Here is a 15707-nt window from a genome sequence, read left to right on the forward strand (position 1 = left end):
GAAACGAATGCATAACACATTGTTCCAACAGAACAGTTCTTGATTTTTTTGCACGTAATTCTTGAATCAACAGTGAGAGCATCACGCCTCTAGATCATTTGTGATCGGATAGATCCGTCCCAATAGCTTTAAGAATAGTGAACTTAAAACGATAGAAAATAAGACATAGAGGGTTTCCCGTAATCCAAACACAAGATAATTCAACCAAACAATGATTAGATTCGTTAAGAGTAATCCTTTAGAAACCGGGATACGGAAGAACTTTTGGAGGATGATTGGTGGGATTGTCACGCCACCGTTTGATGCACCAACTGTATAAAGCGTATAGACACCCGTACTAAAAAGTAGACTTCCCATGATCAACGAAAGAAGATGAGAATAAAAAATCGGTGTTTTAGGAATCACATCTAACACAAGTGGAAAGAGCAAACTACCAAATACTGCTTTAATGAAGATCATTTTTCCTAATAAGAGTATAGCTAATAGCAGCATGATGACATTCACTGACCAAACCGTGATGGATCGTGGAATCAAAAAGGCAGTCTCAACTAAATGTCCGATCGCTCCGACTCCTGCTGAAGCAATGTCATGTGGCAGTAAAAACCAATTCAAACCAATGGCAATAAAAACGACACCTAGTAAAATGATCGGTGTTTTTTTCAATTCTTTCAGCATAAGCGCATCCTCCGTTCGCTAATTATAGAACTAGTATAGCATAAGAAAAAAACAACTCGTTAGTAATTATAAATGTTAAATAATAACGAACATTATTGAGGAGGAACTTTATGATAGCTAGAAAGAAAACGTTATCTTAAAAATGTTGAATTTACAGAAAAATCACACAAAAAAGATTGCCAGTTTCCCTTTTTACTATTAAACTGTTAGTAATGTTTTGAAGAAAGTTGGAATCTGATCGATGACTAATCAACGAAAACCAGCAATGGAAAATTTAACACCTCAAGAAAAAATGGCTCGTGGCTCTGCTTGGATGACAGCTAGTAATATCATTTCCCGGTTACTCGGTGCGATCTACATTATCCCTTGGTACGCTTGGATGGGGGAGAATGCGAAAGCTGCTAATGGATTATTCAATATGGGCTACAATATTTATGCTTTGTTCCTACTGATTTCGACAGCTGGGATTCCGGCGGCGATCGCCAAGCAAACCGCTCGCTACAATTCATTAAATGAATATGGGACTTCTCGGCGTTTATTTATTCGAGCATTACAGATGATGGGTGTACTAGGACTCTTATTTTCATTATTTATGTATGTGGCTTCGCCTTGGCTCGCACATGCTTCTGGTGGCGGAGCAGAATTGATTCCAACGATGCGATCACTCAGTATCGCGGTACTTGTTTTTCCTTGTATGAGTGTTATACGAGGGTATTTCCAAGGAAACCAAGAAATGATGCCGTATGCACTTTCCCAAATCGTGGAACAAGTCGCACGGATCTTTTACATGTTGCTTGCGACCTTTATTATTATGAAAGTCATGAAAGGCGATTATGTCACAGCAGTTACTCAGTCGACTTTTGCTGCATTTATCGGAATGTTAGCAAGTATTTTGGTTTTGTTGTATTTTTTGAAAAAACAACAGGCGTATTCAGCGGCACGTGTCCAGTATAGTCATAACCAAGTCAACGTAGCGACAAAAGAATTGTTACTAGATACGATCAAAGAAGCGATTCCGTTTATTATTGTTGGGTCAGGAGTGACGATCTTTAAATTAGTAGATCAGTTTACCTTTATTAAAATCATGTCAGCAACGACTGAATATTCCAAAGATCAGTTATTGGATCTCTTTTCAATTTTCAGTGCAAACCCAGATAAATTGACGATGGTCGTGATTGCGCTTGCTACTTCCATCGCTTCTACTGGGTTGCCGTTGATCACCGAAGCAGTGACGATCAAAGATCACCGTGGTTTAGCGAAACTGACAAGTGGCAATTTACAATTGTTTTCGTTCTTTATGTTTCCTGCTACCTTTGGCGTGATCTTGCTAGCCTATCCTTTAAATACGTTGTTTTATGCACCTGATAAACTAGGAAGTCACGTGTTGATCCAAGCCAGTTTTGTGGGGCTGTTCCTTGGTCTATATATGTTAGTTTCCAATATGCTTCAAGGGATGTTTGAAAATGCCGCAGCGATCCGTTATCTTGCAATCGGTTTTGTCGTGAAGGTGATCTTGCAATATCCAGCGATCCGTCTGTTTGAAGTCTATGGTCCATTATTTGCGACGATGATCGGTTTTGCTGTTTCTTGCACGTTGATTTTAAAAAAGATGCGTCAAGTGGCACGTTTCAAACCAAGTTTTGTTTGGCGGAGAACACTATTGATTTTTATTTTGACACTGATCATGCTGGCAGCAGCTGGGGTCACGAAATCTGTTTTCGGTTTATTCCTCAATCAAGATAGTAAAATTCAGTCATTGTTCTTGATTTTATTTGTAGCTGGTGTTGGCGGTACGGTGTACGCATACTTAGCGTTAAAAATTCGATTAGCTGAACGTCTTTTAGGACCAAGTATGGTTCGATTACGCCATCGATTAAGAATCAAGTAGTAAATAAAATTTGAAAAAAGAAGTTAGGAATAATGTTCCCTATTATCCCTTAACTTCTTTTTTCAATCAAATGGAGGAAAAGCATGCGATTAGACAAATTTTTAGCGGATGTCGGATTAGGCAGTCGCAAAGAAGTCAAGGCACTGATCAAAAAAGGGCACATCAAAGTGAACGATCAAACCATTAAAAGTGACAAATTCCAAGTAGATGAATGGAAGGATCAAGTGACTTATGAAGGCGAACAGTTCATTTACCAAAAAGATTTTTATTATATCCTCAATAAACCAGCTGGAGTAATTTCAGCCACTCAAGACAACTACGATCAAACAGTGCTTGATCTATTCGATGATACTTCTTATCGGGAAGACCTTTTTCCAGTCGGGCGTTTAGATAAAGATACAGAAGGCTTATTGGTTGTGACAAATGATGGCGGCTTGGCGCACCGTTTACTTTCCCCAAAAAAACACGTCGAAAAAGAGTACTTCGCTGAAGTTAACGGTATCATGACCGAAGCTGATGTACAGGCATTTAGTCAAGGATTGACGATTGATGGTGGCGAAGAAACCAGACCTGCTCAGTTATCGATTGTTTCAGTCAATTCGGAAGATGAAACATCAGTGATTCACTTGATCCTACATGAAGGAAAATTCCATCAAGTCAAACGGATGGTCAAAGCCGTAGGAAAAGAAGTCACTTATCTTAAAAGAATCCGAATGGGGAACTTCCTGCTCCCAGAAGACTTAGCACTCGGCGAGTATCGACCAATGACAGCTGAAGAAGTCAAGCAGTTAGAGGGGAAGGAAATGTAATCAAACAAAATACAATGAAGAAACAAAAGCCAGCTAGCCTGTTTTTAGGCTCATTGTCAAATGATAAAATGATAGTTAGGGTATCTTTGATAAGCTAAGTAAAAGACATCTTGAAACCTCCTATGAATTAGTTCGCGAAATTAATTCTAAAGGAGTTCAAGGTGTCTTTTCTATATTTTTCCATCATATAAAAGATGTTGGCGATCTGCACTTTCATTAAAAAGTATAGAACCAATAAAGTTAATAGCTTTTGTATTAGTTTTTTTATTATTATTTAATGTTATTGAATCGATGGATTAAGAGAGAAATTTGATTATTGTACTAGTAAAATAGAATTTTAACGGCTGTTCTTTTTGGAATAAAAAATCTTATTTTTTATAAAAATGTTGAAATAAAAATTCGTAGGATGTATGATTAGCTATGTAATTATGATTCTATGTTTAATTGGTCGTCTAGTATTTGTGATTAGAATTATAATTTTTTTTTACCGCTAAAAGAAAGGGGTTACAAAAGTGATCATGTGGGGAGGAGCTACTGCGGCAAGTCAATATGAAGGAGGTTTTGACAAAAAAAAAGGAATCGATACTCAAGATTGTAGACCATATTTGCCAAGAAATAGTAATGCAACTATGCAGACGAGATTATTAACCAAACAAGTGATTCAAGAATCGAAAGATGAAGAAAGTAAGCTGTATTATCCATTTAGAGTTGGAACGAAAGGTTATGAGTATGTAGAAGAAGATTTAAACTTATTGAAAGAATTAGGTATTCAAATTTATCGTTTTTCATTAAGTTGGGCAAGGCTATTTCCAAAAGGAATTGAAGAAAAACCAGATATGGAGGGCGTTCAGTACTACGATCAGATTTTTGAATTTTGTAAACAGAACAATATTAAAATTTTTCTAACAATGAATCATTATGCTGTACCTTTGTATCTGGTCGAAAATTATGGTGGATGGACGAATAGAAATATGATTCGCTACTATTTGAATTTTGCGAATTTTGTATTTGAGCGTTGGGGGAGTTATGTTGATTATTGGTTACCTTTTAATGAGATAAATGCTGGTTACTTTAGCCCATATAATGGAACCGGTTTAATTAAGCCGGAAAGTGAAGGCTATGATATGCAAAAAGTTTTTGAATCTTTGCATCATCAGTTTGTTGCGAATGCGAAAACGATCCAGTTAGCAAAAAAATTGAAGGTATCTGGGGAGTTTGGTGCAATGATTTCATGTTTTTGTTATTACCCATTTACGCCAAAACCAGAAGATAATTTCAAATTAGTGAAGGAAGAACAAGTTAATCAATGGTTTTGTAGTGATGTGCTAATGAAAGGGAAATATCCTTATTACATGGACGATTTTTTTGAAAAAAATAAGGTTAACTTGAATATAACTAAAGACGATAAAAAAGTATTGAGTGAATTTCCTTGTGAGTTTATTTCATTTTCTTATTATTCTTCAAGTGTTGTCACTACAGAAGAAGTGGAGAAAACTGCTGGTAATTTAGTTATTACAACTAAAAATCCTTATCTTCAAGCTAGTGAGTGGGGATGGCAGATTGATGCAATAGGGTTACGTACAACCTTGAATAAAGTTTATGATCGCTATAATTGTCCTGTCATTATTGCTGAAAATGGTTTTGGCGCGAAGGATGTATTGGAAAAAGAACAAGTTCATGATTTATATCGAATCAATTATTTTGATTCTCATTTTAACGAGATCATTAAGGCAGAAAAAGAAGACAAAGTGGATATTCGTGCATATATTGCTTGGGGCATCATTGATATTGTTTCTGCTGGTAGTTGTGAAATGGATAAGCGGTATGGGGTAATTTATGTTGATGGGGATAATGAAGGAAACGGAACATACCGTCGATACAAGAAAGACAGTTTTTATTGGTATCAAGATTTTATAAAGAAACAAACAAATAAAATTTAAGTTGGAGGTAATTGTTATGAAACACGTTTTATTTATTTGCTCTGGTGGAATGTCTAGTGCGATTGTAGAAAAAGCTTTAGAAAAGGAAGCAGAAAAAAATAATGTTGAATTAGAAAGTTCCGCAGTTGGAAGTGGCGAAGCAGAGCATGCAATGAAATCAAAGAAATGGGACATCATTTTAGTTGCCCCGCAAGTGAAACACCGATTTAAATTATTTAAAGAGGTAGCAGATGAAATGAATTTGCCAATTGAATTGATTCAACCTAGAGATTATAGTCCACTGGGAGGAAAACATTTATTAGCTTTAATTGAACAAAACTAATTAAAAGAAAGGTTGTAGACAGAATATGAACCGTTTTTTTGAAGTTTTAGAGGAAAAAGTGGCATTGCCTATGTCAAAAATTTCAGAGCAACGTCATTTACGAGCTTTGCGGGATGGCGTTGTCTCGGCGATACCATTCATTATCGTAGGAAGTTTCTTTTTAATTATTGCTTTTCCGCCAGTTCCAGAAACCTGGGGAATTCATCAATGGGCAGCCGAACACATTAGTGAAATATTAATTCCTTATCGAATGACTTTTTGGATTATGTCTTTATATATCTGTTTTGGTATAGGTTATAATTTGGCTAAAAGTTATGACTTGGATCCATTGACAGGGGGGCAATTATCAGTAGCTGCTTTTTTATTAAGCATTATGCCAGTTCAATTTGATGAAGGGCTAATGTTACCCATGGAATCTTTAGGTTCAGTTGGAATTTTTCCATGTATGATTTTAGCAATTTTTGCAGTGGAAGTTTTACGTTTTTGTAAAGAAAAAAATGTGATGTTTAAGATGCCTGAACAAGTTCCTAGTTCGGTGGCGCATTCTTTTGAAGCAGTTATTCCAGCTGCCATTGTAATTGCTGTCATTGGTACAATTAATGTAGTGTTTAAAATCAACTTGGAACAAGTAATACAAGTTTTATTTTCTCCTTTAGTTAAAGCAGGGGATACCTTTTTAGGTGTGTTAGTTCCAGTCTTGTTAGTAACATTTTTGTGGCTGTTTGGGATTCATGGAGATTCAATCGTTGGTTCTGTGGCGCGTCCAATTTGGTTACAATATTTTACTGAAAATGCTGAAAAAGTGGCGAACCATCAGACACCTACACATATTGCTCCAGAAACATTTTTTCAATGGTTTATTTGGATTGGCGGATCGGGAGCTACTTTAGGATTGATTATTTGCGCTATTATATTTGGCCGTGCCAAATATACGAAGTCAATTAGTCGAGCATGCTTGATCCCAAGTATTTTTAATATCAATGAACCAGTTATATTTGGATTCCCGATCATGCTTAATCCACTATTCTTTATTCCGTTTGTTTTATCACCAGTAATTATGACTATTGTAACGTGGTTTGCGTTTAAATTAGAATTTATTCATTTGATGTACGTACAACCACCATGGACATTACCTGCACCAATTGGCGCTTTTTTAGCAACTGGCGGAGATTGGCGTGCGATTGTGTTAGTGATTATAAATATTTTGATATCAACTTTTATTTATTATCCGTTCTTTAAAATTTATGACAAAAAACAATTACAACTTGAGTTGGAAGAAGAATGAGAGATAAATCCCGTTTTTTAAATGCTTTTGTTTATGTTTTGTGTTTATTAATCATAAACATCATTCTTATTTATTTTAGTACTATTTATAATTCAAAAAAACTTTTATTTTGGGGAAATATTTTAGCAATAAGCTTTGTATTTCCAATGATCATTTTATACTTTGAAAAAAAAGAACCGTTTAAATGGAAGCGGTATATTTATTTTACTTTTCTTACATTTGTAGTAATGTTTATGATTTGTAATCTATTTATTTATCGTCTTTATTAACAGAATTAAATATTAATGGATGTGAAAAATATGGAAGAATTAGAAACAATCATTTTTGATTTGATTGTTCATAGTGGGAATGCACGCGGATCGTTATTTGAAGCGTTAGAATGTGCAGAGAATAAAAAATATGACGAAATAGATAATTTGTTAAACAAGGCAAAAGAGGAGATGAATATAGCACATAATATTCAAACTCAATTGATTCAAGATAATCTGGCGGGTAAAGGCGAAATTAGTTTACTATTGATTCATGCCCAAGATCAATTAATGACGGTTATGAGTGAACAAGCATTGATTGAGCGATTAATCAAAATGCAAAAGCAAATTAATGAAAATAATTAATACGTTAAAAGAGGGCTTAGTTATAAAGTCCTCTTTTTATGAGGAGTGTAGGTATGGAATATCTCATTGGGGTAGATGCTGGCGGAACAAAAACAAAATTTAGTATGTACGATGTAAATGGTGTTTTGGTTAAAGATTTTAACTTGGATGCAGCAAATATTGTTGTCCAAAAAGAGTATGCGTGGTCGATTATTCAACAAGGGTTAAATTTTTTATTAACTAAATATCATAATGAAGTTAAAATGATTCTTGTGGGGATTGCAGGAATAGAAACAAGTGGGCTTCAAAATGATATTGAAAACAAATTAAAAGCATTATATAACTGTCCATTCATTGTAATGAGTGATGCGAAATTGGCACTAATTAATAAACTAAAAGGAAATGATGGCGGACTGATCATTTCAGGAACGGGATCAGTTGGCTATGGTTTGCAGCATGCTACTTTTTATCGAGTAGGTGGGTGGGGGCATCTTTTAGGAGATGAGGGAAGTGCTTATTCTATTGGTTTGGCTTGTTACAAACAATTAGTAAATGAATTAGATGCTGGATTGGAACTAACTGATTTTTCTTTAGAATTTTTGGAATATATTGGTGAAAAAGATTCAATGAAAGCTATTAGTCGATTTTATGAAAAAAGCAAAAAAGAAATTGCAGACGCAGCCTTGTTTGTTGCCATGTATGCGAAAGATGGGGATGTAAAATCCAAAATTTTGACAGATTCTATAGAAGCATTAAATTTATTGTTAGATAGTTTGATTCATAAAATGAAAGCGAAACAAGAAAATATGGAAATTGCTTTTGCCGGTTCTGTGTTAGAAAAAAATGAATTCATTAGAGAATCATTGATAGGAAGACTAGCACAAAAAAATATTAGAGTGTTGCCTATATCCCAAGATTTTAATACGAAGGCTGTGTATTATTACTATAGAAGAAACAAAGGAGAAAAAAATGAGTCTTATAAAAAACATTGAGAATGTTCAAAATGAGTTGTCCATGACTGAAGAGAAATTAGCTAGTTACATATTAGCTAATCTTGGTGATATTCCACACATGACTGCTCAAAAATTAGCAGATCTATCAGAAACAAGCCCAGCTACTGTTATTCGTTTTTCAAGAAAAATAGGTTATAAAAAATATTCTGATTTTAAATTAGCTGTTTCTCGTTCAATTGAAAAACAAGTTAGAAATGAATACAATTATATTTCGTTTGATGAATCATTTGAAGTTACTAAAAATAAAATATTAATTAATGACAAGTTGGTTGTGGATTCTATAGGGGAACTATTAGATGAAAAAACTATTAACAGAATTGTCAAAGAAATTTATGATGCAGACAAGATTTATGTATTTGGCGTAGGAACTTCTGGAATAGCTGCAGAAGATATACGACAAAAGTGGTTGAAAATTGGGAAAATGGTTATCTTTGAAAAAGACAAATCATTGATTTTGGAACAAATAAAAAATGATTTAGAGTATAACAAGATCGTTTTTTGGGGGATTTCTCATTCAGGGAAAAACAGAGAAGTCTTACAATTGATTAGAGAAGCCAGAAAGAATGATATAACAACAATTGGAATGACTCAGTTGGGTGGGTCAGATTTAGAGAAGGCAGTGCAATATGTGCTTCAAACTTCTCGTACAGACAATATAGAAAATGGCCATTATGGAAGTGGCGCTACGCATTCGTTATTACTACAACTGTTGACCATTGATATCGTCTATTTCTTCTATTTGAAATATTCTAGAAGTGTAAATACTATATGAAGATAATCAAAAGCTTCATATTTCAAAAAAACATAAGCAGTGCATTGTTTTCCTTCATTCGGTAGTTTAAAAAAGTACTTCCCATATGTTGGAGAATGTGGCTATTCTTCTGGCTTGTACTGAAGAACATCTTTATAAATCAAGCAAATATGTCCTTTATATTTTTCTTTGGTTAAACAATTTTTCTAGAAATGGATAGTTGGGTCTGGGGTATTTAGCTATCTTTGATAAACTTAGTATAAGACATCTTGAATCCTCTTATGAATTGGTTCGCGAAATTAATTCTAAAGGAGTTCAAGGTGTCTTTTCTATTTTTTGAATCTTAAAAAAGATGTTGCGAATTGCACGAATATCAAAAAGTATAGCCTATATTAATAATAGAGATACTTATAGAGAGAACAGTCAATAATTTTTTAAACAAGTGGTCGATAATTACTCTCTATTCATTAAGAATCATGTACTTAACAAAAAATGGTACCGTCATCATAGTCGATTTCCTAGTTAAGATCCAAAAAGGTATTGAATGTGATTAAACAAACGACCATAAAAACCATTATTCGATAAAAATGAAGAGAAATAAAATACCGCAGAAGACTTGATTAAATCAATTGAATAAGTATGTTTTATAGATTACTCCCTTTATTTAAATAGAATTTTCTATTGTGGTTTTTATTTTTAGTTTTTTTTTTGCTTAATATTTGAAAAACAAAACAAACAAAAAAACTGTTTATTTACTTTTTTTGGGGGAAAAGAGGGCGTTCACCTAAGGTTTGTTTTGTATTTTTTCGATTGATTTGTAGAAAAAAACTTATAAAATCAACATGCGAGTGATTTTACAGGTGTCACAATTAAAGGTACCAACGGCACTGTTCAAGAAAATGATGGTAAAGGAAACCTTTCTACTATTGCTAACGATGTAGTTACTACCACTGCAAAGGATTTAACAATTAGTAACACAGCTACAACTATTATGGAAACTAAAGAAGGTAGTATGAAAGATGGAATATATGATTACTCTGTAGAGAACTTTAAAATTAATATTCCAAATGCCAGTGTAGTACCGGCTGGTAGCTATACAGGAACAATTGATTGGAACTTAACTATTGCTCCAAATCCTTAATTTAGCTTATTAGGAATAAAACGATATGGTTTTATTCCTAAGGAAACAAGGTTTTATACTAAAACCTTGTTTCTTTAGGATATAAGCCAATGAATAAGGAGAGGATAAATGAAGAAACAAGTAGCATGTTCAACTTCTCGTTTTATACGCTCTGGGACTATAGTTAGTGCTATTAATCAAATGATCGACCTTAGTTGGAAAGTGAGAAAAATACATTAAACACACGTAATGAAAAGAGCAACTTTAATTGGGAAAATTTTTTAGGTATTTAAGTATATAGAAAAATAAATAGAAAGGATAGAGTAGATAGATGAAAAAAAGTAAGATTATTTTTTTCACGTTATTGGTTTGTGTAAGTAGTTGGCTAGGTATAAACGTAAAAGCAGATGAGACAGCGCAAGCAAATGGTGGATATACGATTGAAGGTGTTGCGAATGAACACCAAATCGATCCTAATGTTAGTTATTTCTATTTGAGAGAAGAACCTGGGGCAGTTGATCAATTAAAAGTGAAATTGATCAACCAATCGGATGCTGAAAAAACACTACATGTGAAAGTAACCAATGGAAATACGAATGCGAATGGTTTGATTGATTACACAGGAAAGTTAGCTGACCATAAGACGTTAAACACTCCTTTGACGTCTCTTTTGAAACCACAAGAAGAGGAAGTGAAGGTACCAGCTAATGGGGAAGCAATTGCGACATTAGATTTAAAAATGCCGGAAAAAGAACAAGAAGGGATCATTCTTGGTGGAATTGTAGTATCAGACTTAACTAATAAAGATACTTCAAATAAACAATTGTCAGTGGAAAATACTTATAGTTACACACTAGGTGTGGTATTAACCAACCAAGAAGCAGATCCGGTTATGAGTGTCAATGAGGGAGTGGATTTAACATTAGAAAACGTAGAGGCTAAATTAGTTGCAGGAAAAAAAGTGGTTCAAGCAGATATTGTGAATCCAAATCCTTATATTCTTGAAAAATCAACAGTAGAAGGAGAAATTCTTCAAGCAGAGGGCGAAAAAGTTGTACAAACACACAAAACAGAAAATGTTCGAATGGCTCCTTACTCTGTCTACCCTTTCCAATTTGATTGGAAAAAGGAAGAGCTCAAGCCTGGAGACTATATTTTTAAAGGTCGTGTGATTTCAGAGAAAAATACTTGGGAATTTACACAAAAATTTACTATTTCAGAGGAGCAAACAAAAATAATCAACAAGGAATCTACCTTTAAGGTTCAAATTCCGTCCTAGTTAATATGGAGTTTGTGGATCATGGTGATCACCTCATTGATTAGTACTTTATATATTTTATTTGTTAAAGGAGGAAAAGAATGAAAAAGAAATGTATATTGACTGGTTTAATGTGTAGCTTATTTCTCGGCTCAATGCTAATTCCTGGTACTTCAACAGGAGTAGAAGCAGAGGCACAAGAGCAAACAGAGACAGATCTTAAGATTACTTTATACAAAAAAATCATGCCAGATAAATTATCTGGAGAAACAGTGAGTGACGAAACAAATAATACAACGAATGATACAACAAATAATACAACCAATGATCCGAGTAATGATAGAAGCGAGAATACAGCAGATTCTTCACTCACTATAGCAGGCAAAGGCACTAGTTCACTCGACCAAGGAAAAGGAGAAAATCATTTTTTAAAAACATCATTTTTACCGGAAACTGGAGCCGTTAAAAATAATTGGTTGCTCTGCGGTGGTATAGGACTGATTGTGTCAATCTTCTTGTTTTATATTTGTAAACCAAAACGAAGAAAGGAGAAGGAAGAATAATGTATGTATTGCCTATTTGTTTGCTAATTATGGCTGTTGTCTTTTTAATGATTCAGATTCGTTATTTCTTGATTCATTATAAACAAGCAAGTGAAGTAGAACCATCTAAGTTAAATGTATATATATATATAAACTATTGTGGTTTGATCAGTTCATTGAGTGTAGCGGTTTTATCTATCATATATGTATTTATCCTTAATAACCAATTATAAGAAAGAAGGGAGTCTGTATTACATGAAAGCAACAAAAGTTGTTGGACTATGTTCTGCAATTTTAGCTAGTAACCTATGTTTGATCACAACAAATGTGTGTGCACAAGCAACAAACCCATCGGATACTCAAGTAACTCAGAATTACTCAGAAGAAAAGGATTTAGTCCTAAATCCATTGGATCCACTGAAAACAGTTCAAAGTGAGGAAAATGGTCTGGAGGAAGACCAAGAAATATCCCCAGAAGGAGCATCTTCCCAAACTACTTCTGAAAATCTGACTGCTTCTTCTGAGAATGAAGAAACGGAGCAAAAGGAAGCAGAAACGATTGAGACAAGTGAAACAGAATCTAGCTCGTCTTCAGAAACGAGTGATACAACAGAGAAACAAGCAGAAGAAAAGGCGCAAACCGATTCTTCTAAAACTAAAGAAACGGGAAATGAAAAAGCAACAGCAACAGCAACAGGAACAGCTGATCCAGAAATTGTATTAGCGGATTGGGATGTTACAGTAACAGGGTCTACAGCTACAATTAATAAATATGTAGGACCAGTAAACATAACTAGAGCTAAGAGAGTAATTCCTACTTTGGAAGATCTACAAGCATTAGATCCAATGAAGTATGCTCAATGTACAGAGGTGTTTATTGAGAAGATTGCTATTAACAGAGCAGCAGCATTTACTGATAACAGTACTAATATCTTAAGAGTTAGTTCAAATGGTTCTAAAGTAAAATATGCAGGAGATTCAATGGAAAAGATCTGCAGTAACAGGAGATATCTTAAGGTTTTAGATTTAAATAATTTAGATGTATCGAATGTTACAAATATGAATAATGCTTTTTCAGACTTAAACTATATAAAAGAAATTGGAATATCGACTTGGGATACATCATCCGTAAAGGACATGTCTAACATGTTCGCTGGTTCGAGCTTAGAAGTTCTATATATTCCGAATCTCAGAACAAATGGAGCAAATACTACACATATGTTTTCTGGTACTACCTATGCAGGCGGCAGATTCTTGGTTGTTACAGATGATCCACATTTACTTAATGAGTATAAATTTACTCAAACGCCAGCGTTATTAAATATAAGTAGTGGCGACGGGCAATATCCTGATGGAACAACAGGAATTAAAAAATATTTCAATACAGTTGCAGTTGATTCTAAGCAAGGATCACTGGATGCGATAAATAGATGGATGCAAGAAAATCAACCCCTACGAGCTGGCTATGAATTTGCTGGCTGGGAAGTCAACTTCACTAACCCATGGACTATAGCCCCAGGAAAAGATTTATTTGCAATTACTAATTCGACCTATAAACCAACATGGAAAAAAGTAACAGAGCCGAATGTACCAGGGGAAAGTATCAAACCAAATCCTGATAGCAAAGAAAATTTAGCTTTAGCTTATCTTCCAAAGTCCTTTAATATACCTACCACGCAACTCCAAGAAAGTGGACAACAAAGTATTCCATTAGAAAATGGTTCCGGATTTCATATTGGAGTCAAGGATCAAAACTCTGGTTCAACTTGGCAGTTGAATGCGCAGTTGGTTTGGAATACACCAGGAATTGAAGGGAGTTATATTCAATCAAAAAATACCAATGGGCAAGTATATAAGAATAATAATAATGGCCAATCACCCGTACAAGAGTCAGATTTCACACCAATTTCAGAGGTTACTGGTACAGCCAACCTTCAGATTGGAACGGGTGCTGAAGTTTGCGTCATGCAAGTGAACCAAAACGTACCATCTGGTGTTTACGATTTTGCTTTAGGGGATGCCGAATTAGTGATCCCAGAAGTGGCACAGGTACAAGCGAATCAGTATGCAGGACAAGTTAATTGGAATTTAGTGAAAGCACCATAATTGTAATACCTACAAGCAAAGTAAGTAATTACTTTGCTTGTTTCATCTAGTAAGTGAGGTGATAGCTTATGGACAAATGGATGGATATAAAAGAAATTGAACAGTTAATTCTAGCACTAAGAAAACGAGAATATAACGACGAAAATAATAAAGAAGTAAAACAAAATATTACACTAGCATTGGAAAAAATTGATTCCTTAAAGCAAGAATGTCTACAGAAGATCCAATATTCGAAATCGAAAGGCATCGAAAGTATTTTATATCTTTTAAAAACAGAAGCCGAAATCATTAATGTTATTGGGGTGGTGACGTATAGTGATTTTTCCGATCAACAGACATTGGCTGCCTATTTAGAGCGAGAATCAGAATATACTTATAGAGAGTATATCGAGGATATTCAATATTATGCAAAAGATTTTCAAAATATAGGGATTTTACCACAATTTTATATTAAAACAGTTTCAAATACGGAAAATTGATTTCTTTTGGAGAAGAGAAAGGCAGTTTAATGCTATTCTTTGAGAAAAAAACTTATAATGAAAGTAGTGATTGGGGGCAGGATTGGTATGATCGAAAATTATATTGAGAAAGAAATTATGCGGCAGGTGAAATTAACAGAATACCTATACGAGTGTAAAAAATTAGTGATTTCAGATGTAGCAAAACGCTTGGATGTTAGTTTCAATACGATAAAAAGAGATTTTGATAGATTGGTCTTCCAGTTAGAAGATTACATTGTAAGCTACGAAATCACTAAAACACACATGACCGTCTGGTTTGATACCATCTATACAAGATATGATTTAATCAAACAAATTTATAGTTATTCGAAATTTTGAAATGTATGTCTACTTTATTTGACTGATGAAACTAATTATTTAACTATAGTAGAAAATGAATTTGTTTCAGTGACAAAGGCTTTTCAGCTAAAAAAAAATGTTGAACAATATTTTATAGAGATAGGTCTTTTAGATGAAAATAAAGCTTGGTTAAATGATGAAATAACCTTTAGACTAGTGACATTAACGGTATTGGCTAGAAAACCTCTTAATTGTCATACATTAGATAAAGAAAAAATGAAGCAATCACAAGAATTTGTAGAAAAGTTATTTTTTGATTTAGCGAATTGTTATGAGAAAAATGATCGTGAATACACGTTTTTGACGTTAGCTGTTTATCTAACCATCACAAGATACGAAGACCATCCAGTACAGAAAAGTTCAATAAAATACAAATTAGAAGAAAGCTTAACGTTTAAGAAAATTCAAACAAATGTAAAATTGTTTTTTAAAGAATATGATTTAGATAACAATGAATTGCTTTTTTTGACTACTATTTATAAAAACATCTCACTAAATTCTGATAGCTTTATGACAATTCAACTCAATTACCAGTATGAATGAGA

At 34.0% G+C, this 15707-nt stretch carries 16 protein-coding genes and 1 pseudogene; 15 read left to right on the forward strand and 2 right to left on the reverse strand.

What is annotated here, in order from left to right; translation table 11 throughout:
- Positions 1-81: 81 nt before the first annotated feature.
- Positions 82-675 (reverse strand): YitT family protein, encoded by a 594-nt coding sequence (locus EHR_RS05620; RefSeq protein ID WP_010736976.1) that lies wholly within the window; start codon positions 673-675, stop codon positions 82-84.
- Between the two features lie 241 nt (positions 676-916).
- Between EHR_RS05620 and EHR_RS05625 the strand changes: the two genes are divergently transcribed.
- The 8 genes from EHR_RS05625 (at position 917) to EHR_RS05665 (ending at position 9297) form a co-directional block, all read left to right on the forward strand.
- The gene (locus tag EHR_RS05625) at positions 917-2563 is read left to right on the forward strand and encodes a putative polysaccharide biosynthesis protein (protein ID WP_010736977.1); all 1647 of its coding nucleotides are present in this window, start codon (positions 917-919) and stop codon (positions 2561-2563) included.
- Positions 2564-2646: 83 nt separating this feature from the next.
- Complete coding sequence (locus tag EHR_RS05630; RefSeq protein ID WP_010736978.1) at positions 2647-3372, forward strand: pseudouridine synthase; 726 nt, start codon at positions 2647-2649, stop codon at positions 3370-3372.
- A 518-nt stretch (positions 3373-3890) separates the two neighbouring features.
- On the forward strand, positions 3891-5312 hold the full coding sequence (locus EHR_RS05635) for a glycoside hydrolase family 1 protein (protein ID WP_034686410.1): 1422 nt from the start codon (positions 3891-3893) through the stop codon (positions 5310-5312).
- Between the two features lie 16 nt (positions 5313-5328).
- Positions 5329-5634, forward strand: coding sequence for a PTS sugar transporter subunit IIB (locus EHR_RS05640; RefSeq protein WP_010736980.1), 306 nt, complete (start codon positions 5329-5331; stop codon positions 5632-5634).
- Between the two features lie 25 nt (positions 5635-5659).
- Positions 5660-6919, forward strand: coding sequence for a PTS sugar transporter subunit IIC (locus EHR_RS05645; RefSeq protein ID WP_010736981.1), 1260 nt, complete (start codon positions 5660-5662; stop codon positions 6917-6919).
- Positions 6920-7203: 284 nt separating this feature from the next.
- Complete coding sequence (locus EHR_RS05655; RefSeq protein WP_223603559.1) at positions 7204-7533, forward strand: PTS sugar transporter subunit IIA; 330 nt, start codon at positions 7204-7206, stop codon at positions 7531-7533.
- Between the two features lie 53 nt (positions 7534-7586).
- Positions 7587-8504, forward strand: coding sequence for an N-acetylglucosamine kinase (locus EHR_RS05660; protein WP_010736984.1), 918 nt, complete (start codon positions 7587-7589; stop codon positions 8502-8504).
- Positions 8482-9297, forward strand: a complete 816-nt coding sequence (locus EHR_RS05665; protein ID WP_010736985.1) for a MurR/RpiR family transcriptional regulator — start codon at positions 8482-8484, stop codon at positions 9295-9297. The genes EHR_RS05660 and EHR_RS05665 overlap by 23 nt, the downstream gene beginning before the upstream one ends.
- Positions 9298-9401: 104 nt before the next feature.
- On the opposite strand, the pseudogene EHR_RS14685 reads toward EHR_RS05665, so the two are convergent.
- Positions 9402-9544 (reverse strand): annotated as a pseudogene (locus EHR_RS14685) (ISL3 family transposase); the annotation flags it as partial.
- A 744-nt stretch (positions 9545-10288) separates the two neighbouring features.
- Here EHR_RS14685 and EHR_RS14600 point away from each other — a divergent pair.
- From EHR_RS14600 to EHR_RS05700, 7 genes are all read left to right on the forward strand, one after another.
- Positions 10289-10417 (forward strand): hypothetical protein, encoded by a 129-nt coding sequence (locus EHR_RS14600; protein WP_014834422.1) that lies wholly within the window; start codon positions 10289-10291, stop codon positions 10415-10417.
- A 310-nt stretch (positions 10418-10727) separates the two neighbouring features.
- The gene (locus EHR_RS05670) at positions 10728-11675 is read left to right on the forward strand and encodes a WxLIP family cell surface protein (protein ID WP_010736986.1); all 948 of its coding nucleotides are present in this window, start codon (positions 10728-10730) and stop codon (positions 11673-11675) included.
- Positions 11676-11755: 80 nt separating this feature from the next.
- Entirely contained in the window at positions 11756-12217 is a 462-nt protein-coding gene (locus EHR_RS05675; protein WP_010736987.1) for an LPXTG cell wall anchor domain-containing protein, read from the forward strand.
- A 234-nt stretch (positions 12218-12451) separates the two neighbouring features.
- Positions 12452-14302, forward strand: coding sequence for a BspA family leucine-rich repeat surface protein (locus EHR_RS05685; RefSeq protein ID WP_010736989.1), 1851 nt, complete (start codon positions 12452-12454; stop codon positions 14300-14302).
- 68 nt (positions 14303-14370) lie between these two features.
- A complete protein-coding gene (locus EHR_RS05690; RefSeq protein ID WP_010736990.1) occupies positions 14371-14781 on the forward strand; it encodes a hypothetical protein in 411 nt (136 codons plus the stop codon).
- A 57-nt stretch (positions 14782-14838) separates the two neighbouring features.
- Positions 14839-15141, forward strand: coding sequence for a DeoR family transcriptional regulator (locus EHR_RS05695; RefSeq protein WP_014834424.1), 303 nt, complete (start codon positions 14839-14841; stop codon positions 15139-15141).
- An 18-nt stretch (positions 15142-15159) separates the two neighbouring features.
- The gene (locus tag EHR_RS05700; RefSeq protein ID WP_010736992.1) at positions 15160-15705 is read left to right on the forward strand and encodes a hypothetical protein; all 546 of its coding nucleotides are present in this window, start codon (positions 15160-15162) and stop codon (positions 15703-15705) included.
- Positions 15706-15707: the final 2 nt, after the last annotated feature.

This window comes from Enterococcus hirae ATCC 9790, assembly GCF_000271405.2.
Taxonomy (GTDB): Bacteria; Bacillota; Bacilli; order Lactobacillales; family Enterococcaceae; genus Enterococcus_B; species Enterococcus_B hirae.

Excerpts from the sequence above, each read along its gene's own strand:
- EHR_RS05685 (WP_010736989.1), top strand. The coding sequence starts at position 12,452 with ATGAAAGCAACAAAAGTTGTTGGACTATGTTCTGCAATTTTAGCTAGT.
- EHR_RS05625 (WP_010736977.1), top strand. The coding sequence starts at position 917 with ATGACTAATCAACGAAAACCAGCAATGGAAAATTTAACACCTCAAGAA.
- EHR_RS14600 (WP_014834422.1), top strand. The coding sequence starts at position 10,289 with ATGAAAGATGGAATATATGATTACTCTGTAGAGAACTTTAAAATTAAT.
- EHR_RS05655 (WP_223603559.1), top strand. The coding sequence starts at position 7,204 with ATGGATGTGAAAAATATGGAAGAATTAGAAACAATCATTTTTGATTTG.
- EHR_RS05665 (WP_010736985.1), top strand. The coding sequence starts at position 8,482 with ATGAGTCTTATAAAAAACATTGAGAATGTTCAAAATGAGTTGTCCATG.
- EHR_RS05670 (WP_010736986.1), top strand. The coding sequence starts at position 10,728 with ATGAAAAAAAGTAAGATTATTTTTTTCACGTTATTGGTTTGTGTAAGT.
- EHR_RS05675 (WP_010736987.1), top strand. The coding sequence starts at position 11,756 with ATGAAAAAGAAATGTATATTGACTGGTTTAATGTGTAGCTTATTTCTC.
- EHR_RS05640 (WP_010736980.1), top strand. The coding sequence starts at position 5,329 with ATGAAACACGTTTTATTTATTTGCTCTGGTGGAATGTCTAGTGCGATT.
- EHR_RS05695 (WP_014834424.1), top strand. The coding sequence starts at position 14,839 with ATGAAAGTAGTGATTGGGGGCAGGATTGGTATGATCGAAAATTATATT.
- EHR_RS05635 (WP_034686410.1), top strand. The coding sequence starts at position 3,891 with ATGTGGGGAGGAGCTACTGCGGCAAGTCAATATGAAGGAGGTTTTGAC.
- EHR_RS05630 (WP_010736978.1), top strand. The coding sequence starts at position 2,647 with ATGCGATTAGACAAATTTTTAGCGGATGTCGGATTAGGCAGTCGCAAA.
- EHR_RS05690 (WP_010736990.1), top strand. The coding sequence starts at position 14,371 with ATGGACAAATGGATGGATATAAAAGAAATTGAACAGTTAATTCTAGCA.
- EHR_RS05660 (WP_010736984.1), top strand. The coding sequence starts at position 7,587 with ATGGAATATCTCATTGGGGTAGATGCTGGCGGAACAAAAACAAAATTT.
- EHR_RS05645 (WP_010736981.1), top strand. The coding sequence starts at position 5,660 with ATGAACCGTTTTTTTGAAGTTTTAGAGGAAAAAGTGGCATTGCCTATG.
- EHR_RS05620 (WP_010736976.1), bottom strand. The coding sequence starts at position 675 with ATGCTGAAAGAATTGAAAAAAACACCGATCATTTTACTAGGTGTCGTT.